We start from the raw sequence: 23,062 nt of genomic DNA on the forward strand, positions 1-23,062 counted from the left end.
CATACCCTATAAAAAGGCTTAAGAAGCAGACCCGTCGGTTAATTCACCTGATTTTGAAACCATGCCAGCCAAATTGTTTCCAGAACCAATTAAAATTAAAATTTTAAACAAAAAATGAGTTCTTTTTAGAGTTTGAGATTAGGAAGTCGGTCAAATTTTCACACTGGACTTATCCACGAAAAATGGCTTTGCCCCTTTTGTGACTACTGTACTATCGATAAAACAGTTATCCCGCCGAAATACAGCACCAGCAATATCACACTTTCCAAACCTATATTCCCTGGCCCGTGACGCTCACGATAGATCAACCCCATGGCAAGTACCGCTGTCATCAGCATTGAATTGGCGAGCCAGAACTGCTCTGTGCTCGAAATGGCCGCGTAGATTGAACCCTCACTATAGGCGATATCCGATGCGGCTACGAAAAGCGTGTCAAAAGCATTCCCCCCGATAATATCACCAACCGCTAGGTTTGGCGCCCCCATCCGAACAGCGGTAATCGCGACAACGAGCTCAGGAATTGACGTAGAGACGGCTGTGAAAACGCCTCCAACAACACCGTGTGATAAACCAGTTTTGTCTCCAAAAGGTATTGCAAGTTGAGCCAGTGCCCAACCAGCCAAAGCAACAATAGCAGCGTAGCTGCTAAAGTACAGCCAGAGCCTCCAAAGTTGATGGTGCCGTTTATGGCTGTGGTTCGCGGGTTCTGGAACGGTGTCAGCCGTCCTTCTCGGGATCCACATTGGCATATCGTGCGTTCGGGCTAGCAGATGAATACCAAAAACATACACAACAAGCAAAATCAGCGTCGCCGGATGGAAGGAGAAGATGCTGATATCTGGGAACGATAATGCAAGTGCGTGGATGCTCAACAAAATCAGAAGTAAGACTGACATAAATAAATTTTCAGCGGATGCGGCGGCATGCTCCAGATTTGCGCGACGGTAAGCAATGTCCGCTAAAGCAAGAAAGGCGGTCTGAGCAGCGATGCCGCCCAAACCATTACTGACTGCCAATTCTGCATGCCCGGCAGCCGCTGCTGAGACGGACGTCGTGATTCCTGACAGTGATGTTGAAGCACCAATGAATAGCGCTCCCATAAGCGCTTCCCCTAAACCTGTAGCTTGGGCAAGGTCACGAGCGGTTTTAGTCATCTTGATACCAAACCATCCAATTATCAATGCAACACCCGCGAAGGCTATCACAACTAATGTCAGCGACCAGCTGGCCGGATCTGTCATGCGATTACTCCAAACACCCATCAGACCTAAATGTACAAAGGATCTAAAAAAGGTAGCGCCCTTTTTTAGGTCTACCTACTGGCTTAAATTAAAGGGCATCATCCCTTTTCCTAACTGGTTAAATTACCAGACGCCTTTATCTCCTATTGCGAGCGCGACCACTCTGCCTCAAATGAGAAGGCCTGTTGATTTTAAAAAATCAATTTAAAAAACGAGAACTGTCTGTTTACTGTTACCCTGCCTTACCCCTTAACATTTTCGGGGGTCAGCACATCTAATCCTGTTTTTTCACGTATGTCTTCATGTAAGGCTTGCGTTTTAAGTTCCTCTTTAAGGGTGGCTTTCCCCCCTACCCAGCGATCCATCAGCTTAGCCGCAACGAGATCCCCTGTTACATTAATGGCCGTACGGCTCATATCCAAAATTCGGTCTACCCCCATAATCAAAGCAATCCCCGCCGCAGGAATACCCACCGATGCAAGCACCATCGATAGGATAACAATGCCGACTCCCGGTGTGGCAGGCGCACCGATCGAAGCGCCCACAGACGTTAATATAATCAGAGCCATACCCCCAAGGCCAATTTCAATACCAAACACTTGTGCTAGAAAAATCGCGGCCACTCCTTGATACAAAGCTGTACCGTTCATATTGATTGTGGCGCCCAACGGAATCACAAATTGGGAAATAGAAGGACGGACGTTCAATTTTTCTTCGGCTGTTTTGATCGAAAGCGGCATCACCGCTGCCGAACTGGACGTTGAAAAGGCCAGCAGCAATACATCACGGATAGAACGAATAAAGTTGAAAGGATGTTCTCTAGCAATGAAAAAAATCATGACCAAATAGGTGATGAACAATAACAGCAAAGCCAGCAACACCGTACCCACATACACGGCCATCCCAAATAAAGCGTCCATTCCAAGCTTGGCGGTTAACTGCGCCAGTAAGCCAAACACCGCTATTGGTGCCAGTACCATCGCCCAGCGTACTACGGTCATGCAAACCTCCTGCAAGGAGCCTAACAATTCCAGCATAGGTTTAGCTTGTGCGGGTGCCATCATAACCAGGGCAACCCCGACCACCATCGCAAAAATGACCACTTGCAACATATTGCTTTCCACCATTGAGTTCAACGGGTTAGAGGGCAATAACGAAACCACTTTTTGGGGCAATTCGGAAATATTGAGATCCTGGGAAGACGCTTGTTCAACCACCACCGGAGCCATTGACATGCTTGCCTGCAAAGATTGGCTATCAATGTAGGTGCCGGGTTTGATGATGGTTGCCACCGTCAAGCCGATAATAATCGCCATGGCGGTAGTCGCAATAAAAAACAAAACCACACGGAGACCTATATCGCGCAATTGCTCAAGGTCTTCCGTGGCTGCCAGACCGCGTATAATGGAAGCAAATATCAGTGGAATCACAATCATCTGGATTAAGGCCAGAAACAGCTTGCCCGGAAAGGCCAACCAATCCCCCACCACATTGGCGGTTGCAGGCTCAATGAGTCCTACGGAAGGACCAATAAGAATGCCCGTAAAAATCCCCAGAACCATCCCTATAATGACTTTTAGCCACAAGCGGCCTCGTACCAGTGATTGCAGATAACTCGTCAGGTACTTAAGAGATCGCGGGTACAATAAATCAATCGAAAAATCCTGCTTTGAATCTTGCTGCATGACGGGAATCCTGTATAAACGCACTTTTTATACGTTAATTAAACATATTTCATCACAGAAATACAGTCGCTGAGTTCAATCCAAAAAACCACATAAACCGGGCTTGTTAAATATCAAATGTACAGGCCTGGCCATTTCATTTTTTCTATATAAATCGGGGCTAATTCAATTGTTTTTTAATTCTGACTTAAGAAAAAACCTAAAAAACGGCATAATATGTTCACTTTAAATATCTTATAAGGCGTTGCTATGAAAAAATTAACCATCACTCGTCCAGATGACTGGCACCTACATCTGCGTGATGGTGCGGTTCTTAAAGATCTAGTACCTGCAACAGCTCGAATTTTCGGACGTGCGATTATCATGCCTAACCTGGTACCACCGGTGACCACTACCGCATTAGCATTAAGCTACCGTGAGCGTATTCTGGCTGCAAAACCAGAAGGCAGTCATTTCAAACCATTAATGACACTTTATCTTACTGACAACACCACCCCTGAAGAGATTCGAGCGGCAAAAGCCAGTGGTCACATTTACGCCTGTAAACTCTACCCTGCTGGCGCAACCACCAACTCGGATAGCGGCGTAACGGATATAGCCAACCTCTACCCTGCGTTGGAAGCCATGCAAGAAGTTGGACTACCACTGCTTGTACACGGAGAAGTCACGGCATCACACATTGATATCTTTGACCGTGAAGCCGAATTCATCAAAACCGTTCTTGAGCCGTTACTGCAACGCATGCCAGACCTGCGTGTTGTGTTTGAACACATTACCACCGCCCAAGCCGCTGAATTTGTTCGTAATGCCGGTGACAATGTCGCGGCGACCATTACAGTTCAGCATCTCATGTTAAACCGTAACGATATGTTAGTTGGCGGAATACGTCCTCATCACTACTGCCTACCGGTTTTAAAGCGTGAAACCCACCGTCAAGCGTTGGTAGAAGCGGCCATTAGCGACAGCGGTAAATTCTTTCTGGGTACGGACAGCGCGCCGCATACCAAAAACAATAAAGAAAATGCATGCGGCTGTGCAGGTATCTATACGGCTCCAGCCGCCATTGAATGGTATGCAGAGATTTTTGAACAAGCCGGTGCTTTAGATAAACTAGAAGGGTTTGCCAGTCATTACGGGCCAGACTTCTATGGTCTACCGCGAAATACTGACACCATTACACTGGTGAAAGAGCCTTGGCAGATGGCAACAGAGCTACCCTTAGCTGACGATACCATCGTACCCTTCCAAGCAGGTAACACCGTTCAGTGGCGTGCAGAATAAACACCTGTTAATTTGAATTGCCATGCTCATTTTAAGCAATGGATTGAGCCAATAAAAAACCACCCTCACGGTGGTTTTTTATTGGTCTGAACAAGCTAAAGTCAAAGAGATCGACTCCCTTTCTTCATCCTCTTTTTTGCTGAGCCGACACCATCACTTCCTCTAGGGCTAATCCGGTCATACTATTGATCGTGCGCCACAAATAATAAACAATCGCCATCATCATTAAGGTCGAAGGAATCGCAATCACCGGATAACTCAACAGTGTCATCTGCCCTAACTCTTCATTAAAAGCGACACTGCCTGCCGGGCTCGTGACCACCCATTTGGCCAATAGATAATTCATCGCAGCAGAAAACCCGAAGGTGCCGCTTAAAAAATAAGTGGCCTTCAAAAGGCGACTTTCAAATTCAGCCAAATTGCCGCTCTCTTGCAGTTTCTGCTCGATTTTTTCCACATTCAAAATCAGCGGGTTGTAAATCAAGGTTTTGATTAATGGATAACGCGTAAAGGTTGAAATCAAAACAGCCAAACCAATCACCGCAGGAATCGCCGCCTCTTTAATCGCCAACCACTTTACATCCAACGCCAACAAACCGATGCCACCGGTCAGCAAAACACTCACTAAACCCAAAATGGCAATGAAGTTAACTTTTCGGTATTTAACCAGCTCAAACAGCCCCCAGCCAATTGGGAAAGCCAGCGCCAAAATCAGCGCATTCGCCGCACCCAAATCATGGTCGCCACTGAATTTCATCAGAATGACCGAAGGAATCACAATACTCACCAACAGATCAACCATTGGGCGAGGTTTATGGGTAGGAATGTTTTTGGAATCCGTTTTTTTCATTTTTACCGCAAGCTTTTTTAATTAATTCGTTCAATAAATAAGAATAAAAGGATAACGTCTCTTGCCCCCAATTATTTAAGGCTTTTTCGCAAGGAAAATAGTATGCCGGCTACCTTTACCCGGTCTTGCTCTCACCATTTTGTCGGTCACTTTGAACCCGGCTTTTTTGAGTTGAGTAATGAACATCGAATCTGGCCCCGCAGACCACACGGCCAGCATGCCTTCAGGGCGCAGGCTATTATATAAGGCCTGTAAACCTGCGGTGGAATAAAGCCAATTGTTATCACTATTCGTCATGCCTTCCGGCCCATTATCAACATCGAGCAAAATGGCGTCAAAATCTGGCTTTTGTTGTTTGATTAAATCCGCGATATCGCCTAATCGTACATGACTACGCTCATCTGCCAAAGGGTTGCCCGCACATTCACCGAGCGGGCCCTGGTTCCATTCAACCACTTGTGGAATAAGCTCTGCCACAGTCACCCTTGAGCTAGCCGTCACACACTCTAACGCGGTTGCCAAGGTATAGCCCATACCCAAACCGCCCACTAAAACCTCTGCGCACTCTTTGTTTTTAATATGCGCACAGCCAAGCTTAGCCAACTCCTGCTCGGAGTTATAAACCCGGCTATTCATCAATACCCCGCGCGCGCCAGAAAGCTTGATAGAAAATTCATCTTCACGCTGTAATAAAACCAACTCGCCGCCGTTGTTGGGAATCATCGCTGTCGCGAGTTTATTTAATTGCTTCATATTATCTCGTCGTGGTTGTTGTGGGGGTTGATTGAGCTGCAGTGTGCTTTTTTTAGAAAAAATATTAGAACAGAAAATAAGCAGAAAGTGTTTTAAAAAAAGAATGGTTTAGACTTTGTGGCTTCAAAGTCATAGTAAAAAAGCCAGGTTAAACCTACCAGGCCTGGTGATCTTAAAAACATTCATGAGGAAATCAATCGAGCCTGATACCTTTGAATAACAACTGCAATAAAAGAGCAGCGTCTCTTTTTCCCTTTTTCTCTTTTTCAATTATTCCAATAAAAAACCCGCTTTTAAGCGGGTTTCTTCAAGATAAACTGACCAGGCCTGGTCAGTTTAATTATGCACGAATCAATCGAGTCTTATCCCGTTGATTATAAACATTTTTTGATAGTCAATTAAGCATTAACCATTGGCAATACCATTTGACTAATCAATGTCACTGGCGCTAGCAAAAGTAATGCACCAATAATGCTATATTTAAACCATGAAGCCGCTTTAATTTTATTTTGATTTGTATTAGACATTTTTTCACCTGTTTTTATTTCGGGCGAAATCATATAACATTTTCTTATCGAGATTAATCAGAATGATTTATAGTCGAACAAAAACCACCTATACCTTTGATTACCCACTTTTGTTTCTTTTCAGACATAAAAAAACCGCTTAACAAAAATGCTAAACGGTTTCACTATTTACCTAATTGATTTTAAAGCCCCACATTTTCTAATTAAAAGCCTATTTCCTTAACGGATCAAGAAGGTGCTTTAAACCATTGTGATCCAACTCCTGCATTAAAGCTAATAACTGCCCTAAATGACCAGGCGGGAAGCCCTTACGCGCAAACCAATTAAGGTAATTGCCTGGCAAATCAGCAATAATTCGACCCTTGTATTTTCCATAAGGCATTGTGACTTCAACGAGTTTCTTTAAGTTCTCAGGATCCATAAGTTAAAGTATACAGAAGCTGTAAACCTCCCTCTTGTAGTAGAGTTTAAGGATAGCGTATCCAATAATCTGCTTAATGAATACACTTTTAACAAAAAAACCGCTTAACAAAACGCTAAACGGTTTTTATGGATTACTACCAGGCCTGGTGATTTTTAATTGGGATCAGAGTAAAATTATTTTTAAGTCACTAATTATCAATAGGTTATAAATTTAATTTTACTCTGACCCAATTGTTTTATGTGTTTTGTTTGAATTTTGGCCATTGGTTGTAGCCAATTTCAGGGTTGTTAGATTCGTACTCTTTAATCAATTCAGCTTCTTTTTTATTAATTTCGTCAGCATTATCTGAAATTAAAAGTATTTCTCGCCGAATTGTCATATCCATTCTTTCTTCAGGCGAATAGTCTTTTGCAATTAATTCACTATTAGCACTTCCCCAATAGTTAATGCTATTGGTTAGATCTTTGCCAACGTATATCTTTCCGTTTGGGTAGGTGATTTTGTAAATTATTTTGCTTTTTTCATTCATGAGATTAGATTACACATAACGCAGTTTTCAGCGTGCCGGGCGGCGAACCGAGAAAGCCGACCAGAAGGATGAAATGGTTGAAAAACAACAGTGGTTAGCACAGGCACACTCCCGCCCGGTCCGCTACAAAAAATTGTTATGTCTCTTTTCTAACGGTTAGATAATGCGTTAGGAGAGTTCAGGAACAACCCCTAGCTGTTGAAAAAAGCTCAAGTTATCGAGAATCTCCCAATCCTCAAAGATCTTGTTGTCTTTAAATCGGCTCATTACCATTCCTCGGACTTCCACAGACTTTTTAGTTGCCGGAATCCCCATGAAATCGTCCTCGTGAGTGCCTCTAAGGGTGAAGGCAGTACAAGAGCGGTCATTTGACACAAACAGATCATCTATCAGAAGATTAAGATCAGGAAAGGCTTTGCGGAACGCCTGTATAAATTCTGTCAATTGACCTATACCTTTTAGTTGGCTGTTGTCAGGACTCAAATATTGGTACTCAGTATGAATGACATCCTCGAGTATCGAAAGATTCCCTTTGTTGAATGCTTCATCAATGAAGGTACGAATTAAGACTTCTGGTTGCATACTTTTCTCCTTTAGTGAGCAGGTTCATAGCAACATAACGGGGTGACGATAACCTGCGTGGCTTCGCCGAAAACATTTTAATTTTTTGGGTGAAACACATCAGGTTATTGGCTTGTTATGAGGCGCGAAGGCACGTCATGGCAAAGCAATTTTAATCGCCACCCCGTTAGGAGCGCCTTCGGGCGCTCCTAACATTTCGCATAAGGCACTCTTGCCTTGTTATTTGGTATTGCATTGATTTTTATGATTATTTTCCTGCCTAATGAACAGGCCTGTTGTTTTGACAGGTTATGCGGCATTACCTGTATTCACCTGATCAAATCAAAATGCTTTAATAAATAATACGTGAACAATACCACAATTACTAGAATAAATACGTAACTAGATACATCTTAAAATAGCTTTTGAATAAAATTCATGGCGGTGTAGATAGTGAAACATACATAATAAAAAACCCGCTAAAAAGCGGGTTTCTTAAAAGTGAAAATAGGCAGGCCTGCTTATTTTTTCTTTTTAGGTGGCATCAAGTCCGTAATCGTTCCTTCCGCCATCTCGGCTGCGAAACAGATGGTTTCACTTAGCGTTGGATGTGGATGGATGGTCAGGCCGATGTCTTGCATATCCGCGCCCATTTCAATCGCCAGCATGGCTTCGGCGATTAATTCACCGGCGTTTGGCCCGACGATGCCGCAACCCAATAAGCGATGCGTTTCGGCACAGAACAAGGCTTTGGTCATGCCTTCGTCACGACCTAAACTCAAGCTACGTCCGGAAGCGGCCCATGGGAAAGCGCCCTTCTCGTATTCAATGCCTTCGTCTTTAAGTTCTTGTTCGGTTTTACCCGCCCAAGCCACTTCCGGATCGGTATAGGCGACCGAGGGAATGCTCATTGGCGTAAAGGCCGATGGCATGCCGTTAATGACTTCTGCCGCCACTTTACCTTCGTGCACCGCTTTGTGTGCCAGCATTGGCTGACCGACGATATCACCGATGGCGTAAATGTGGTCTACATTGGTTTTTTGACGTTCGTCGACTTCGATGAAGCCCCAATCGTTAACCGCAACCCCCGCCTTGTCGGCGTCGATCAGTTTACCGTTCGGCGCACGACCGACGGCCACCAGAATACGGTCGAAGGTATCGGTTTCAGGACAATCCTTACCTTCAAACGTGACCACCAAGCCTTCTTCTTTGGCTTCGACGTTAGTCACTTTCGATTTCAGGTAAATGTTTTCGTACTGCTTTTTGATTTTCTTAAGCAGCGGTTTGGAGATGTCTTTGTCCGCACCCGGGATAATGGTGTCACCCAGTTCAACCACGGTGATGTTGGCACCCAGTGAATCGTAAACCTGCGCCATTTCCAGACCGATGATGCCGCCACCGATGACCAGCATGCGGTTTGGCACTTCTTCCAGTTCCAAGGCGTCGGTGGAATCCATGACACGAGGATCGTCATGCGGAATGAACGGCAGCTTCACCACACGCGAACCGGCCGCGATAATGGCGTTTTCAAATGCGATGGTTTTGCTGGAACCGTCCGCCATTTCAACCGTCACGGTATTGGCGGAGCTGAACTTACCATAGCCCTGAACCACTTCCACCTTACGCGCTTTGGCCAGGCCTGCCAAACCGCCAGTCAACTTACCGATTACGCTATCTTTATATTCACGCATCTTGTTGGTGTCGATTTTCGGTTCGGCAAAGGTGATACCATGCGCACCCATTTCACGGGTTTCGTTCAACACGACCGACATGTGCAACAAGGCTTTGGACGGAATACAACCGACGTTCAAACACACACCACCGATGTTGTCGTAACGTTCGATCATCACCACTTTCTTGCCAAGGTCGGCGGCACGGAAAGCGGCCGTGTAACCGCCAGGGCCGGACCCCAGAACCAGGACTTCGCACTGCATGTCAGCAGGCGGAAGGTCGGCGGCGGAAACGGCTTGCGGTGCAGGCTGTTCGGTTTTCGGCTCTTCTGCCGGAGCCGCACTAGCGGCCACGCTGGTTTCAACATTAGCGGCCACCGACTCGCTGTCAGCGATTTCGATGGTACCGAGAATAGACCCCTCTTTCACCTTATCGCCCACGGCGGCCGTAAACGTCACCACTTTACCGGCAAACGGTGCTGGGATTTCCATGGTGGCTTTATCGGATTCTAGCGTAACCAGCGAATCATCCTGCGCCACTTCTTCACCGGCCGCAACCAAGACTTCGATAATATCGACTTCTGCAAAGTCACCAATGTCTGGAACGACGATGTCTACAATTTTACTCATCAGTTAGCTCCTAAAGAATCAATTGGCGTAGGTCAGACAGGTATTGGCCAACCGTGGTCGTGAAACGTACCCCTTCGGCACCGTCAATGGCGCGATGGTCGTAAGAGACGCTAAATGGCATGATCAGACGCGGTACAAATTCGTTACCGTTCCAAACCGGCTGCATCTTGGCTTTTGAAAGCCCCATGATGGCCACTTCAGGCGCATTGACGATCGGCGTGAACTGGGTACCGCCGATACCGCCCAAACTTGAGATGGTGAAGGTTCCGCCGGACATGTCCTTAGGCCCCAATTTACCGTCACGCGCTTTAGCGGAGATTTCCATCAAATCACGAGACAACTCGTAAATGCCTTTCTTGTCGACGTCTTTGACGACCGGCACCATCAAGCCATTTGGCGTATCCACCGCGATACCGATGTTGTAATAGCCTTTCTTGATGATTGATTGCGCGTCTTCCGACAAGGAAGCGTTGAAACTTGGGTAATCCTGCAAGGCTTTGACCACGGCTTTCATCACAAAAACCAGCGGTGTCAGTTTGATGCCCTGCTTCTCGGCCACGGCTTTTTGATCTTTACGGAACTGATCCATCTCGGTGATGTCACACTCGTCAAACTGGGTGACGTGAGGCACGTTCAGCCAGCTGGCGTGCAGGAACTTACCGGAAATCTTCTTGATACGACCCAGCTCTTCGGTTTCGGTTTCGCCAAACTGGCTGAAATCGACCGCCGGAATCGGAGGAATGCCCGCGCCACCGGTCGCTTGTCCCGGTGCCGCTTTCTGGCCGGACATGACCGCTTTGATTGCCGCTTCCACATCGTTCTGTTGAATACGGCCTTTAGGGCCCGTTCCAGACACATTCGATAGATCCACACCCAATTTACGTGCGAAAGCACGTACCGATGGCGAGGCGTGAGATTTGGCGCCCATGGATTGCGCATTCACCAATTTATTGGCAACGGGCGCAACCGGAACCGGAGGTGCGGCTTGCGGAACCGGTTCCGGTTTTGGTGTTTCTGCGGCCGGAGCAGATGCTGGCTTAGCGGGTTCAGGTGCTTTTTCAGCCGGCTTTTCTTCGGCAGGCGCCGCCGCGTCACCGGACACTTCGATATCTAAAACGTAATCGCCTTCGGAAACCGAATCGCCAATTGATACCGCCACTTTTTTGACCGTTCCGGCTACCGGAGACGGAATTTCCATGGTGGCTTTATCGGATTCCAAGGTTAAAAGAGAATCGTCTACGGCAACCGTATCGCCCGCAGACACAAGGATTTCGATGATTTCAACCGAATCAAAATCACCGATATCAGGAATAGTAATTTGCTGTATAGCCATTGTTCGAACTTCCTTTGTAAATTCTATGTATCGGATATTCTTAAATATTTACCGATTTAATGTCGACCTAAGTCAGATTAAAACCTGTGTAAAAAAGCCGCTGACTCTGCAATGAGACAACGGCTTAGGACATTAAGCGTGAACCGGATAAGGTTTCGCGCTATCGATACCATATTTCTCGATAGCTTGAGCCACCACGTCTGCTTTGATGCTGCCGGCATCGGCCAGCGCTTTCAGCGCTTGCACGACCACATAGTAGCGATTCACTTCAAAGAACTTACGCAGTTGTTCACGGGTATCGGAACGACCAAAGCCGTCCGTACCCAATACATAAAATTCACCCGGAACGTATTGACGAATACGCTCTGGATAGTCACGGATATAATCCGTTGCCGCAATAAACGGACCTTCTGCGCCTGAAAGGGTTTCAGTCACATAAGGCTGTTTTGGCGCTTCCGTCGGGTTCAACATATTCCAACGTGTGGTTTCAACACCGTCACGACGCAACATATTGAAACTTGGCGCACCCCAGATATCGGCCGCGACATCCCATTCGTTTTCAAGCATTTCAGCCGCAGCGATGACTTCACGGAAAATGGTTCCCGAGCCCATCAGCTGAACTTTATTCTTATGCTTGGCTTCCGATTTCTTGAACGAATACAGACCTTTCAGAATGCCTTCTTCGGAACCTTCCGGCATTTCAGGGTGCGAGTAGTTTTCGTTCATGGCGGTGATGTAGTAGAACACGTCCTCTTTTTCATGGAACATGCGCTTGATACCGTCACGAATGATCACCGCCATTTCATATGCGAAAGTCGGGTCGTAAGACATGCAGTTAGGAATGTGGTCAAACTGTACCAAGTTGTGACCATCCTGATGCTGAAGACCTTCACCTTCAAGGGTGGTACGACCTGCCGTACCCCCCATTAGGAAACCGCGTGCACGGGAATCACCTGCTGCCCAAGCCAAGTCACCGATACGTTGGAAACCGAACATGGAGTAGTAAATATAGAACGGAATCATGCTCACGCCGTAGTTGGCATAAGCGGTAGAAGCCGCGACCCAGTTAGCCATCGCACCGGCTTCATTGATCCCTTCTTCAAATACTTGTCCGCTGGCAGATTCTTTGTACCACATCAGCTGATCGGCATCCATCGGCTCATAAAGCTGACCGGCCGGATCGTAAATACCCACCTGACGGAACAGACCTTCCATACCGAAAGTACGCGCCTCATCCGGAATGATCGGCACGACACGCGGGCCAAGTGTTTTGTCACGCAATAGAATCGAGATGATACGAACGAATGCCATAGTCGTGGACATTTCACGTTCGCCGGTACCGTCCGTCAACATTTTGAAGACATCCAACGCGGGAACCGGTAAAGCTTCGGCGTTGTCTTGACGGGACGGTAAAGAACCGCCCATTTCTTCACGGCGCTCACGCATATACTTCATGACGTCGGAATCTTCGTCCGGACGATAGAAAGGCACCGGCCCGTTTTCCAATTCGTCATCGGAAATCGGGATCGCAAAACGGTCACGGAAGTATTTGTAACCTTCCACGTCCAATTTTTTCTGCTGGTGGGCGGTATTGGCCGCTTCACCATAAGGCCCCATGCCGTAACCTTTGATTGTTTTGGCCAGGATCACGGTCGGCTTGCCGACGATTTCCGAAGCGCGTTTGTAAGCGTTGTAGATTTTACGCGGTGAATGACCACCACGGCTTAACTTGAAGATTTCGTCATCGGTCATATCTTCAACCAACGCCGCGGTTTCCGGATACTTGCCGAAGAAGTGTTTACGCACAAAGGCACCGTCTTTGGCTTTGTAGGACTGGTATTCACCGTCAACCACTTCACCCATGCGTTCAATCAGCTTACCGGTTTTGTCTTTGGCCAACAGGCGATCCCAGCCGGAGCCCCAAATCACTTTAGTCACAGACCAACCCGCACCGCGGAACAGGCCTTCAAGTTCGTCGATGATGCTGTCGTTACCACGAACCGGCCCATCTAGACGCTGCAAGTTACAGTTGATGACAAATACCAGGTTGTCCAGTTTTTCACGTTTGGCCAATTGAATGGCACCACGAGATTCCGGCTCATCCATCTCACCGTCGCCCAAAAACGCCCAGACTTTACGACCTGTGGTTTCAGCCAAACCACGTGCCTGCATATATTTCATGAAACGTGCCTGGTAGATCGCCATGAGTGGTCCAAGCCCCATAGAAACCGTCGGGAACTGCCAGTAATCGTTCATCAACCAAGGGTGCGGATAGGAAGACAGGCCGTTACCGTCCACTTCCTGGCGGTAGTTCCTCAACTGCTCTTCATTTAAACGTCCCTCAAGGAAAGAACGCGCATACATGCCCGGAGCGGTATGCCCCTGGAAGAAAACCATATCGGCACCCTGCTCATGCTTAGGACCTTTGAAGAAGTGGTTCATTCCCACTTCATACAAGGTACAACTAGAAGCATACGAGGCGATGTGACCACCCACACTAGTATTCTTATTGGCTCCCGACACGGTGGCCATCGCATTCCAGCGTAAAATCGCACGCAACTTCTGCTCAAGGCTCATATCGCCTGGGTAGTTGACCTGCTCTTCTTCGGAAATGGTATTGATATAAGGCGTGTTAGCCGAATAAGGAATGTCGATGCCGTGAACACGGGCTTTTTCGATTAGGCTTGCGATAATGTGTTGCGCCTTGTCCGTGCCTTCAAAATCGACAACGGCTTCTAAGGCATCAATCCACTCTTGTGTTTCTTGTGGATCTTGGTCTACAAAATTTTCGCTCATGATGTGCGTACCTCATGGGTTGGATCATTAATCTCCAGGTGCTGGGTGGGCCTGAAGCAAAGTCAGTACAGATAGGTCGTATCCATACCGCCAACAAAAATTAAACGTCTAGGGTTCCAGCTACTTAGTATTGCCAAGACGTTGAACAAAGGATTTGGTTTACTTATTTAACAGCGTTCGGCGTTTCCGCCGTGAGGTCTTTTATAAACTCAACAACCGCCAAAAAAGACGAATATTACCGCATCACTGGGTTCAATAAAGTTGTGGCATAATAACATTTTTTACGCCATTTTTACATTTAAAGCGGAACCGGCAGGCCTGCCTATTCTGCATGGTTTCGCTAAGCAATTGAATATTTTGTATTTCCATCCTTAAAACACCCTGAAAACCGATACAAAAAAGCCCCGAAATCGGGGCTTTCACGAACGATGCCAGGTCGGTTTTAAACACAAAAACGTGCCGCATACCGAGTCAAACACTTGTTAAGTACTTATTTAGGCAGCCAAAACTTGTCAAGTACGTCTTCAAGTTCCGTCAGAGCCTGATGATAGACCGCCTGTTTGAAACACACCACTTCCTGAACCGGGCGCCAATAATCCACCCATGTCCAGTCTTCAAACTCCGGGCTTTCGTGCAATCCGAGATCGATACGGTCCGAATTGCCCTCCAAACCCAACATGAACCAGATCTGCTTTTGACCAATACACACCGGCTGACTGTAGTGACGAATCAGGTGTTTGGGCAAGTCATAAGTCAACCAGTCCTGAGTGCGTCCCAAAACACGAACATCGGATGGTTCCAGCCCCACCTCTTCTTTCAGCTCTCTAAACACGGCCTGTTGAGGGGTTTCATGTTCACGAATCCCGCCTTGGGGAAACTGCCAAGCATCCTGCTGGATGCGCTTGCCCCAAAAGAGCTTGCCTTCTTTATTGACAATAATAATACCGACATTCGGTCGATACCCATCTTGATCTATCACAAATAGCCTTAAAAACTTTTAATACAAATATCCCGTATTATTGCCCATATTTCGCTCAATATTCAATCCAAATTTTGTTAATGTCGCCATTATCCCCGATTCAAGCCAAAATAAATGGCGCAATTGCCAGGGCGTGACTTGTGGCTACCCAATCAATGGTTTAGGATTGTCGCACCCAGAATAATTAGGAACAGGCAAAAGATGGCACTCGCAATTTTTGATCTCGACAACACCCTTATCGCCGGTGACAGCGATTATTTATGGGGGGAGTTTTTAGTTAAAAACGGTTACGTTGATGGTGAAGACTTCGCCAAACAAAACGATCGCTTTTATCAAGATTACCAATCGGGGTCTCTTGACATCATGGCCTACCAACGTTTTGCCCTCAAACCTTTGAGTGAGCAGAGCATGGATACCCTGGCCGATTGGCACAAGCAATTCATGCAGACTTTTATCGATCCCATATTGCTGCCGAAAGCCCAGCAACTGGTTAATAAACACAAAAAACAAGGGGATCGCCTGCTCATTATCACCGCCACTAACACCTTCATTACCCGACCCATTGGCAAACGTTACGGCATTACCGAATTGCTGGGGACCGAAGGCGAGATCATTGACAACCGTTATACTGGAGAAGTCTCCGGCACCCCTACTTTCCAACAGGGCAAGGTAACACGCCTCAATGAGTGGCTGGAAGAACAGGGCGAAACCTTGGAAGGCAGTTATTTCTATTCCGATTCACACAACGATTTGCCGCTTTTAGAAATTGTCGATTTTCCGGTGGTGGTGGATGCCGACGATACCCTAAGCGCCATCGCTAAACAAAAAGGCTGGCCAGCCATCAGTTTGCGTTAAAACCTGAAAACAGGCAGGCCTGTCCATTTTCAAACAGCCTTGACAGAATCTATAAAAAAACCGCCATAAAGGCGGTTTTTATCTTTTTATCTTTTTATCTTTTTATCTTTTTATCTTTTTATCTTTTCGATTAGGCCAGAAACCCTTAAAGACCCCCTTAACCTAAAGTCAAACTGAAAAAATCAGATTTCGAACTCTTCTTTAATCTGATCGACCCAGTCGTCCACTCGACTGGCTGTCAACTCAGGTTGCTGGTCTTCATCAATGCCCAAGCCGACAAAAAACTCTTCATCTTCGGTAACGGCTTTTGACTCGTCAAACTCAAACCCGTCGGTTGAGGTATAACCCGCCGGGATGGCGCCGTTTTCGACCGCGATGTCATGCATCATGCCCATGGCGTCCAAAAAGTACTCTGAATAATCCGCCTGGTCGCCCAAACCGAAACACGCTACGGTTTTACCAGTGAAATCGATGCCTTTGAAGTCTTCCCAGAAATCATCCCAGCTACTTTGCAATTCACCGTAGTACCAAGTTGGTTGGCCCAGAATAATCTTATCGTATTTGGCAAAATCCTCTGCGCTGGCGGTTGCGATATCGTGAACATCAACCAGGTCAGCACCGATTTTATCCTTAATCATATCTGCAACGCGTTCTGTGTTACCTGTATCCGTTCCGTAGAATAGGCCAACTTTGCTCATGTTTGTACCCTTTTAAGTCAAAATGAAAGTAAAATGAAATCCAAATCCGTTTATAGGATTCGCTTGCCGTACACTACAAAACCGTCGTACGACAAACGTATTTATGCGCTATAACTCATATTTATCACGAATAATAGCATAACCCCCCGGTTAATTAATTCACTAAATTTTATCGTGCTTTATGAATAAAACTAATTCGATTGATTGCTTTAAATGTCAACATTTTTACATCACCTGGGATGCGAATCAACCGCGAGGTTGCAAGGCTTTTAACTTTAAAAGCCGACAAATGCCAAGCCAAGTGGTTCAGGAAAGCTCCGGAGCTCCGTGCCTTAAATTCAACCCCAAACCGGAACCTCAAAAAAAACCGCCTAAAAAAGGCTGGATCGCTTAAGTCATTCTTTATGCTGCCAAGTCAGCGGCACATCCAACAGCCGTGCCAAAGAGACCCACTGAAAATACTGGCCCGGATCGGTTTTTCTGCCCGGAGCGATATGCTGATGTCCCACGACCTTATGCCCGGCCAAACTGGGATAGGCCTGCCACAAGCCCTGAATCAACTCCGCCAAGGCATGGTACTGGCTGGCGGTATAACAACACTGATCGGTGCCTTCCAACTCAATCCCAATCGAAAAATCATTACAACGCTCACGCCCTTCAAACTGGGAAACCCCGGCATGCCAAGCCCGACAATGAAAAGGCACATACTGAATCAGCCTGCCATCACGGCGAATCAATACATGCGCCGACACTTTCAGATCCTTGATGCTTTCAAAATAGGGATCCTCAGCCGGATCCAACTGATTGGTAAACAGCTGCGTCACCGCATGGCCGCCAAATTGATCGGGCGGCAGACTGATACCGTGCACGACAATCAGATCGACGTCCACCCCAGGCGGCCGTTCATCATAATTCGGACTTTTGATAAATTCCGCCTGCTCACACAGGCCTGATTTAAAATCCACATAGTACATGTCAATGCTCCCATTCAAATCCGCACCCAGCCTTAGCCCTTTAGGCTAAACGGATAAGGTATAATACCGAAATTTGGCGTATTTTATAGATTTCTACTTGAATAGGCCATAAAGAGAGATTTGCACGAGTCAATGGCACGACTAAAAAAGTTAAAATGCACGGCTTCTGTGTTAAAAAATTGGGCAATAGCACGTTATTACCTGCATTTTTTGCCTTGAATCCGCACATTTTTACGCCTTTTTATCTCGCGCCCTGACTTGTACAAAGCTCTCATAAAGACTTTTAAATTGGCACTAACGGCAAAGACCTTGAGTACACAGATTATGCGAAACATCGATTACTTTCAAACACTCACCCAGACAGTTGAAAACGCCCTGGCGGAAGATATCCAAAATGCCGACCTGACCGCGGATTTGATTCCTGAAGAGAAAAACGCCACGGCGCGTATCATCTGTCGTGAAGCGGCGGTGATCTGCGGCCGACCTTGGTTTAACGAAGTATTCCGGCAAATCGACGACAGCATTGTCATCAACTGGTTCGTGGACGAAGGTGAACAGGTAACACCCGATCAACTGCTGTGCACCTTGAAGGGATCCGCTCGGCATATCCTGACGGCAGAACGTACCGCATTGAATTTTTTACAGACCTTGTCGGCCACTGCCACGGTCACGGCTCAGTATGTCAGCAAACTCAAAGGCGGTAAAACCCAACTTTTAGACACACGCAAAACCTTGCCGGGCTTGAGAATGGCACAAAAATATGCGGTCGCCTGCGGCGGCGGCACCAATCATCGCATCGGTCTGTTTGATGCCATCCTCATCAAGGAAAACCACATCATGGCGGCTGGCAGCATTGCTCAAGCGGTACAAACGGCCAAACAGCGCCATCCCGGGATCAGCGTCGAGGTCGAAACCGAAAACCTGGACGAAGTGCAGCAAGCGGTCGATGCCGGCGCCGACATCATCATGCTGGACAACTTCACCCTCGAAATGATGCATCGAGCGGTTAAGCTGGTTGAAGGACGTGCCAAACTTGAGGTGTCCGGCAATGTTGAAATCGAGCAACTGGAAAAACTGGCAAGCACACAGGTGGATTTCATCTCCACCGGAGCCATCACCAAACACATCCGGGCAATCGATCTCTCAATGCGCTTTGAAAGTCATTGATTTTTAATCTGAAGTCTTCTGCGAACAGGTAAAATACTTTATAGTTGATGTAAGACTGGATGGTTCAGGTCTTTGGTCTGACCTCCACTCTATAGACAACTGAAACGCAGAAGTTTAAGACAACCGCTAACACCCAAGGCACAGAGTGAACGACCACCTTCTTCTACACATAGTTTTATTGCTCGGCATCGCCGTCATTACCGTTTCCATATCCCGCAGACTGCACTTTCCGCCCATTCTGAGTTATATCATCGTCGGGATCATTGTCGGTCCGTTTGGGTTTGGCTGGATTGAAAAAGAAGAAAACATCTCCCTGTTAGCGGAATTCGGCATCGTCTTTTTGCTGTTCTCAATCGGTCTCGAGTTTTCACTTTCGCAAATGGTCGCCATGCGCAAACTGGTGTTTGGCCTGGGCAGCGCACAGGTACTGGGAACCGGCGTGGCCTTCTTCACCATCGGCTGGCTGGCCGGATTGGACACCAACACCAACATTGTGGTGGCCTGCGCCTTTGCCCTCTCCTCCACCGCCATTGTCATTAAACAGTTGACGGAACAGGCTGAAATCCAGTCACGCCATGGCCGCTCAGCGGTGGGCATTCTGATTTTCCAGGACATTATGGCGATTCCGCTGCTGATCCTGATTCCCGCTTTAGCGATGAGCGGCGGCAGCGAAAATGCTTTGACCATGTCATTAGCCACCGCTTTTGTCAAAGGGATCGTGATTGTGGTCATCATGCATGCCATCGGCCGTTACCTGTTGCGGCCTCTGTTCCATGAAGTGGCTTCGGCCAAATCTTCGGAACTGTTTACCTTGACCGTTTTATTGGTGGCGCTGAGTTCAGCCGCGCTGACCGAAGAGATGGGCTTATCGATGACTCTGGGGGCGTTCTTAGCCGGCATGATGCTGGGTGAAACCGAATACCGTCACCAGATCGAATCTGATATCCGTCCTTTCCAGGACATTTTGCTCGGCCTGTTCTTCGTCACCGTCGGGATGTTGATTTCGGTGGAACGCCTTATCGAACATTTCTGGTCGATTGTTGCCTTGACGATTGGCATCATCCTCATCAAAGGCTTCATCATCTATGGGATTGCCCGCGTGTTTGGAAAAAAACCGGGCGTGGCCACCCGAACCGCCGTCTCTCTGGCACAGGTCGGGGAGTTTGGTCTGGTTCTGATGACCCTTGCCTTTACCTACAAACTCTTGCCGGAAGACACCGGCAACATCCTGCTGACTTCCGCAGTCATCAGCATGGCGATTTCGCCGTTCATTGTTAAATTCAACGGAAAAATCGCACGTTACCTGCATAAATCCAGCTATTCGCAAAATCATGCCGACATTGAGCACAGCATTGCGGAAGACAATGTACACCTGTCCAAACACGTGATTCTGTGTGGTTTCGGGCGTGTCGGCCAGACTGTAAGCCGATTTTTACATAATGCCAATGAAACCTTTATCGCGTTGGACATGGACATCAAACGTGTCAATGAAGCCCACAACGCCGGGGAACGTGTGTATTACGGCGATGCCGCCAAAGAACGTATTCTGCATGCCGCAGGACTGGATAAGGCCAAGGCCGTCATCATCACTTTCAGCGATTATCACGCCTCTTTAAAGATTTTGCACGCGATCCGCCACATCAATAAAGATATTCCGATCTTGGTTCGAACCATCGACGATTCACGCCTCAATGAATTATTGGAGGCCGGCGCCTCAGAAGTGGTGCCCGATACCTTTGAATCGAGCATCATGCTCTCCTCTCACCTATTGCTGATGATCGGCCAGCCGCCCAGCAAAGTGCTGCGTGAAACCCGTTCGGTGCGCAAAGACCGCTACAAGATTTTGGAAAATTTCTACCCAGGCCAGGACGACAATCCACTTGACGAACACCACATCATGAACCGCATCATCCATACGGTATTTGTCGAGGAGACCGCATTCGCGGTTGGAAAGACATTGAAGGAGATCCCCTTTGAGGAGATGAATGTGCAGGTCGATGCCATTGCACGCGGTCATGTTCGCGGCGAAAACCCCGATGAAGACACCGTGATCCGCGCGCATGACCGCATTGTCATTTCAGGCTTGGTGGAAGATGTCGAACGGGTCGAATATTATCTGATTACCGGCAAGTAAGCCGTATGCTGTATCGGGCTTTGGGGGCTCCCAGACTTAGCAGACTCAGTTAGCCGAGTCTGACGGATCTAGCCAGATTAAAGAGGCCATACGCCCAGTTTGGCCATCTCGACGATAAGAGTAAAAACGTGATGAATCCTCATATGAGCAGAGTTCACTGTCGTATATCTGCTCCACTCCCAAAGTCTTCAACTCCAATATGAGCAGGCCTGCCAGATCCGCCAGATATTTGTTTTTTGAGGGAACAGAACCGACTGTTTGTATTTGGAAATAAGGCTCGCTCTGCGGTGAGTCTTTGGCAAAAACCTCAAACACATCCTGCCCGACTTCAAAATGCGGTTGGCGTATCGACGGTCCAATCCAAACTAACAGATTTTCAGGGTTTTCCGGGAGCGCCAGAAGGCTTTTCCTGACAATGCCATTGGCAAGCCCTTTCCATCCGGCATGAATCGCACACACCAGACTGCCGGCACGATTCGTCACCAACAGTGGCAAGCAATCGGCCGTCATCACGACCGCCACTTTTCGCGCCTCGTCACTCCAGGCGGCATCCGCTTTGGGCGCGACCCAAGTAGACGAATCCTGTCCGTTGAGACACACTAGTCGGTCGGTATGCATCTGTTCAAGCCACATAGGGGCATCCGGCAGCTGCGCCATATCATTGAGTCTTTGACGATTCTGCCTGACCAGAGAAGGCGCATCTCCAACATGTGTGGCCAGGTTGAAACTGTCATAAGGCGGCAGGCTGACACCGCCCAAACGAGTCGTACACAAAGCTCGAATGGATTTTGGAGCCGGCCAGTCAGGTCGAATAACATCCATCATTTTCGACAACCGTTTTCATTCAAACTGCAAACGCTTTGGAGCGGAAGAAAAACGAACGCCATACTCTGTTCAATTGGGAATGTCATCATCCGTCACCCACTCCACTTCGACGCCATAATCGTAATCAAACTCATCATAACCGGCGTGCTTGGATTCAAATTCTTCCATATCGTCACGCAAAGTATCAATCAGATCGAGCATGTCTTCGGGCATATCCACTTTCCACTTCATGGTTTTTCCGGTGACCGGGTGGGTCAAACTTAAAGCCCCGGCATGCAGCGCTTGACGTTTAAAGTTTCTAAGGGTTTCAACAAAGTCTTCCAGCATCTGTTTGGGGATGCGCATGCGCTTGCCATAAACCGGGTCGCCGATCAGCGGAAAACCGATCGAGGCCATGTGCACTCGAATCTGGTGGGTTCTGCCGGTTTCCAGCTTAACGCGGATTCGGGTATGTTCTCTAAAGTGTTCCAGGACGCGATAATGACTGACGGCATGTTTCCCTCCCATTAACCTGATCGCCATTTTTTTGCGATCCTGCGGACTGCGTCCAATGGGTTTGTCAACCGTCCCTCCGGAGATCATGTGCCCGACCACCACTGCATCATAAATACGCTCTACCGCATGGCGCTGCAACTGATCAACCAGATGGGTTTGTGCCGGTACGGTCTTGGCGACCACCATTAAACCCGAGGTTTCTTTATCGAGACGATGCACGATTCCGGCACGTGGCACTTCACGCAGACGCTTGTCATGAAACAGCAAGGCATTCAACAGGGTTTTATCCGGGTTGCCCGCTCCGGGGTGCACAACCAGGCCTGCCGGTTTATTGATAACCAGAATGGCGTCGTCTTCGTATACAATATCCAACGGAATATTCTGGGCTTCAAGCGACACTTCCTCTTCAAGTTCGGCAATCAGTTCGACCTTTTCTCCACCCAAAACGGCTTGGCGAGGTTTGCTCCAAACCTCGCCATCGACCTTAAGGTTGCCCTCTTTGATCCACTGCTGGATACGGCTTCTGGAATAATCGGGAAACAGCGGCGCAATCGCCACATCCAGGCGCTGTCCCAAACAGGACTGCGGAATTTCTGCGTTTAAAATCTGTGTACTCAATTGAAGGCCTTAAAATACTGTGAACGGGTGAATTTGT

20 protein-coding genes are annotated in these 23,062 nt (G+C 47.6%); 4 read left to right on the plus strand and 16 right to left on the minus strand.

The features are described 5' to 3' along the window. Positions 1-203: 203 nt before the first annotated feature. Together B076_RS0107035 and B076_RS0107040 are read right to left on the minus strand one after the other, a co-directional pair. The gene (locus B076_RS0107035) at positions 204-1,241 is read right to left on the minus strand and encodes a sodium:calcium antiporter (RefSeq protein ID WP_028486690.1); all 1,038 of its coding nucleotides are present in this window, start codon (positions 1,239-1,241) and stop codon (positions 204-206) included. Between the two features lie 242 nt (positions 1,242-1,483). Continuing rightward, positions 1,484-2,926 (minus strand): dicarboxylate/amino acid:cation symporter, encoded by a 1,443-nt coding sequence (locus B076_RS0107040; RefSeq protein WP_028486691.1) that lies wholly within the window; start codon positions 2,924-2,926, stop codon positions 1,484-1,486. 249 nt (positions 2,927-3,175) lie between these two features. Here B076_RS0107040 and pyrC point away from each other — a divergent pair, with 249 nt between their 5' ends. Further along, complete coding sequence (pyrC, locus tag B076_RS0107045) at positions 3,176-4,207, plus strand: dihydroorotase (RefSeq protein WP_028486692.1); 1,032 nt, start codon at positions 3,176-3,178, stop codon at positions 4,205-4,207. Positions 4,208-4,331: 124 nt separating this feature from the next. On the opposite strand, the gene B076_RS0107050 is transcribed toward pyrC, so the two are convergent. From B076_RS0107050 to B076_RS0107100, 10 genes are all read right to left on the minus strand, one after another. Continuing rightward, entirely contained in the window at positions 4,332-5,057 is a 726-nt protein-coding gene (locus B076_RS0107050; protein ID WP_028486693.1) for a VC0807 family protein, read from the minus strand. A gap of 75 nt (positions 5,058-5,132) precedes the next feature. Further along, a complete protein-coding gene (locus tag B076_RS0107055; RefSeq protein ID WP_028486694.1) occupies positions 5,133-5,810 on the minus strand; it encodes a spermine/spermidine synthase domain-containing protein in 678 nt (225 codons plus the stop codon). 398 nt (positions 5,811-6,208) lie between these two features. Next, the gene (locus B076_RS13275; RefSeq protein WP_157753531.1) at positions 6,209-6,370 is read right to left on the minus strand and encodes a hypothetical protein; all 162 of its coding nucleotides are present in this window, start codon (positions 6,368-6,370) and stop codon (positions 6,209-6,211) included. Between the two features lie 178 nt (positions 6,371-6,548). Then, positions 6,549-6,758 (minus strand): DUF3820 family protein, encoded by a 210-nt coding sequence (locus tag B076_RS0107065; RefSeq protein WP_028486695.1) that lies wholly within the window; start codon positions 6,756-6,758, stop codon positions 6,549-6,551. A 238-nt stretch (positions 6,759-6,996) separates the two neighbouring features. Beyond that, complete coding sequence (locus B076_RS0107070; protein WP_028486696.1) at positions 6,997-7,290, minus strand: GIY-YIG nuclease family protein; 294 nt, start codon at positions 7,288-7,290, stop codon at positions 6,997-6,999. Between the two features lie 168 nt (positions 7,291-7,458). Continuing rightward, the gene (locus B076_RS0107075; protein ID WP_028486697.1) at positions 7,459-7,872 is read right to left on the minus strand and encodes an ester cyclase; all 414 of its coding nucleotides are present in this window, start codon (positions 7,870-7,872) and stop codon (positions 7,459-7,461) included. 500 nt (positions 7,873-8,372) lie between these two features. Further along, the gene (gene lpdA / locus B076_RS0107080) at positions 8,373-10,151 is read right to left on the minus strand and encodes a dihydrolipoyl dehydrogenase (RefSeq protein ID WP_028486698.1); all 1,779 of its coding nucleotides are present in this window, start codon (positions 10,149-10,151) and stop codon (positions 8,373-8,375) included. A 10-nt stretch (positions 10,152-10,161) separates the two neighbouring features. Beyond that, positions 10,162-11,511 carry a dihydrolipoyllysine-residue acetyltransferase gene (gene aceF / locus B076_RS0107085; protein WP_281168960.1) on the minus strand — a complete coding sequence of 450 codons (1,350 nt, stop codon included), beginning with the start codon at positions 11,509-11,511 and terminating at the stop codon, positions 10,162-10,164. A gap of 105 nt (positions 11,512-11,616) precedes the next feature. After that, positions 11,617-14,280 (minus strand): pyruvate dehydrogenase (acetyl-transferring), homodimeric type, encoded by a 2,664-nt coding sequence (aceE, locus tag B076_RS0107090; RefSeq protein WP_028486700.1) that lies wholly within the window; start codon positions 14,278-14,280, stop codon positions 11,617-11,619. A gap of 490 nt (positions 14,281-14,770) precedes the next feature. Further along, on the minus strand, positions 14,771-15,259 hold the full coding sequence (locus B076_RS0107100) for an RNA pyrophosphohydrolase (RefSeq protein ID WP_028486702.1): 489 nt from the start codon (positions 15,257-15,259) through the stop codon (positions 14,771-14,773). A 201-nt stretch (positions 15,260-15,460) separates the two neighbouring features. Here B076_RS0107100 and B076_RS0107105 point away from each other — a divergent pair, with 201 nt between their 5' ends. Further along, positions 15,461-16,114, plus strand: a complete 654-nt coding sequence (locus B076_RS0107105) for a histidinol-phosphatase (RefSeq protein WP_028486703.1) — start codon at positions 15,461-15,463, stop codon at positions 16,112-16,114. A 182-nt stretch (positions 16,115-16,296) separates the two neighbouring features. Here the strand turns inward: B076_RS0107105 and B076_RS0107110 are convergent, their stop codons facing one another. Beyond that, complete coding sequence (locus B076_RS0107110; protein WP_028486704.1) at positions 16,297-16,812, minus strand: flavodoxin; 516 nt, start codon at positions 16,810-16,812, stop codon at positions 16,297-16,299. A gap of 395 nt (positions 16,813-17,207) precedes the next feature. Next, positions 17,208-17,786, minus strand: coding sequence for a 1,6-anhydro-N-acetylmuramyl-L-alanine amidase AmpD (gene ampD / locus B076_RS0107120; protein WP_038150471.1), 579 nt, complete (start codon positions 17,784-17,786; stop codon positions 17,208-17,210). Between the two features lie 324 nt (positions 17,787-18,110). Between ampD and nadC the strand changes: the two genes are divergently transcribed. Then, positions 18,111-18,953: a carboxylating nicotinate-nucleotide diphosphorylase gene (gene nadC / locus B076_RS0107125; RefSeq protein ID WP_028486707.1), complete on the plus strand. Its 843-nt coding sequence runs from the start codon at positions 18,111-18,113 to the stop codon at positions 18,951-18,953. Between the two features lie 145 nt (positions 18,954-19,098). Further along, positions 19,099-21,087, plus strand: a complete 1,989-nt coding sequence (locus tag B076_RS0107130) for a monovalent cation:proton antiporter family protein (protein ID WP_028486708.1) — start codon at positions 19,099-19,101, stop codon at positions 21,085-21,087. Between the two features lie 45 nt (positions 21,088-21,132). Here the strand turns inward: B076_RS0107130 and pgeF are convergent, their stop codons facing one another. Together pgeF and rluD are read right to left on the minus strand one after the other, a co-directional pair. Further along, positions 21,133-21,912, minus strand: coding sequence for a peptidoglycan editing factor PgeF (gene pgeF / locus B076_RS0107135; RefSeq protein ID WP_028486709.1), 780 nt, complete (start codon positions 21,910-21,912; stop codon positions 21,133-21,135). A gap of 69 nt (positions 21,913-21,981) precedes the next feature. Beyond that, on the minus strand, positions 21,982-23,025 hold the full coding sequence (gene rluD, locus B076_RS12365; RefSeq protein WP_038150476.1) for a 23S rRNA pseudouridine(1911/1915/1917) synthase RluD: 1,044 nt from the start codon (positions 23,023-23,025) through the stop codon (positions 21,982-21,984). Between the last annotated feature and the right edge of the window lie 37 nt (positions 23,026-23,062).

It is taken from the genome of Thiomicrorhabdus chilensis DSM 12352, assembly GCF_000483485.1.
Lineage (GTDB): Bacteria > Pseudomonadota > Gammaproteobacteria > Thiomicrospirales > Thiomicrospiraceae > Thiomicrorhabdus > Thiomicrorhabdus chilensis.

What these genes read in the sequence shown, in the direction of transcription:
- B076_RS0107035 (WP_028486690.1), bottom strand. Translation starts at nt 1,241, where the DNA reads ATGACAGATCCGGCCAGCTGGTCGCTGACATTAGTTGTGATAGCCTTC.
- B076_RS0107040 (WP_028486691.1), bottom strand. Translation starts at nt 2,926, where the DNA reads ATGCAGCAAGATTCAAAGCAGGATTTTTCGATTGATTTATTGTACCCG.
- pyrC (WP_028486692.1), top strand. Translation starts at nt 3,176, where the DNA reads ATGAAAAAATTAACCATCACTCGTCCAGATGACTGGCACCTACATCTG.
- B076_RS0107050 (WP_028486693.1), bottom strand. Translation starts at nt 5,057, where the DNA reads ATGAAAAAAACGGATTCCAAAAACATTCCTACCCATAAACCTCGCCCA.
- B076_RS0107055 (WP_028486694.1), bottom strand. Translation starts at nt 5,810, where the DNA reads ATGAAGCAATTAAATAAACTCGCGACAGCGATGATTCCCAACAACGGC.
- B076_RS13275 (WP_157753531.1), bottom strand. Translation starts at nt 6,370, where the DNA reads ATGATTTCGCCCGAAATAAAAACAGGTGAAAAAATGTCTAATACAAAT.
- B076_RS0107065 (WP_028486695.1), bottom strand. Translation starts at nt 6,758, where the DNA reads ATGGATCCTGAGAACTTAAAGAAACTCGTTGAAGTCACAATGCCTTAT.
- B076_RS0107070 (WP_028486696.1), bottom strand. Translation starts at nt 7,290, where the DNA reads ATGAATGAAAAAAGCAAAATAATTTACAAAATCACCTACCCAAACGGA.
- B076_RS0107075 (WP_028486697.1), bottom strand. Translation starts at nt 7,872, where the DNA reads ATGCAACCAGAAGTCTTAATTCGTACCTTCATTGATGAAGCATTCAAC.
- lpdA (WP_028486698.1), bottom strand. Translation starts at nt 10,151, where the DNA reads ATGAGTAAAATTGTAGACATCGTCGTTCCAGACATTGGTGACTTTGCA.
- aceE (WP_028486700.1), bottom strand. Translation starts at nt 14,280, where the DNA reads ATGAGCGAAAATTTTGTAGACCAAGATCCACAAGAAACACAAGAGTGG.
- B076_RS0107105 (WP_028486703.1), top strand. Translation starts at nt 15,461, where the DNA reads ATGGCACTCGCAATTTTTGATCTCGACAACACCCTTATCGCCGGTGAC.
- B076_RS0107110 (WP_028486704.1), bottom strand. Translation starts at nt 16,812, where the DNA reads ATGAGCAAAGTTGGCCTATTCTACGGAACGGATACAGGTAACACAGAA.
- ampD (WP_038150471.1), bottom strand. Translation starts at nt 17,786, where the DNA reads ATGTACTATGTGGATTTTAAATCAGGCCTGTGTGAGCAGGCGGAATTT.
- nadC (WP_028486707.1), top strand. Translation starts at nt 18,111, where the DNA reads ATGCGAAACATCGATTACTTTCAAACACTCACCCAGACAGTTGAAAAC.
- pgeF (WP_028486709.1), bottom strand. Translation starts at nt 21,912, where the DNA reads ATGATGGATGTTATTCGACCTGACTGGCCGGCTCCAAAATCCATTCGA.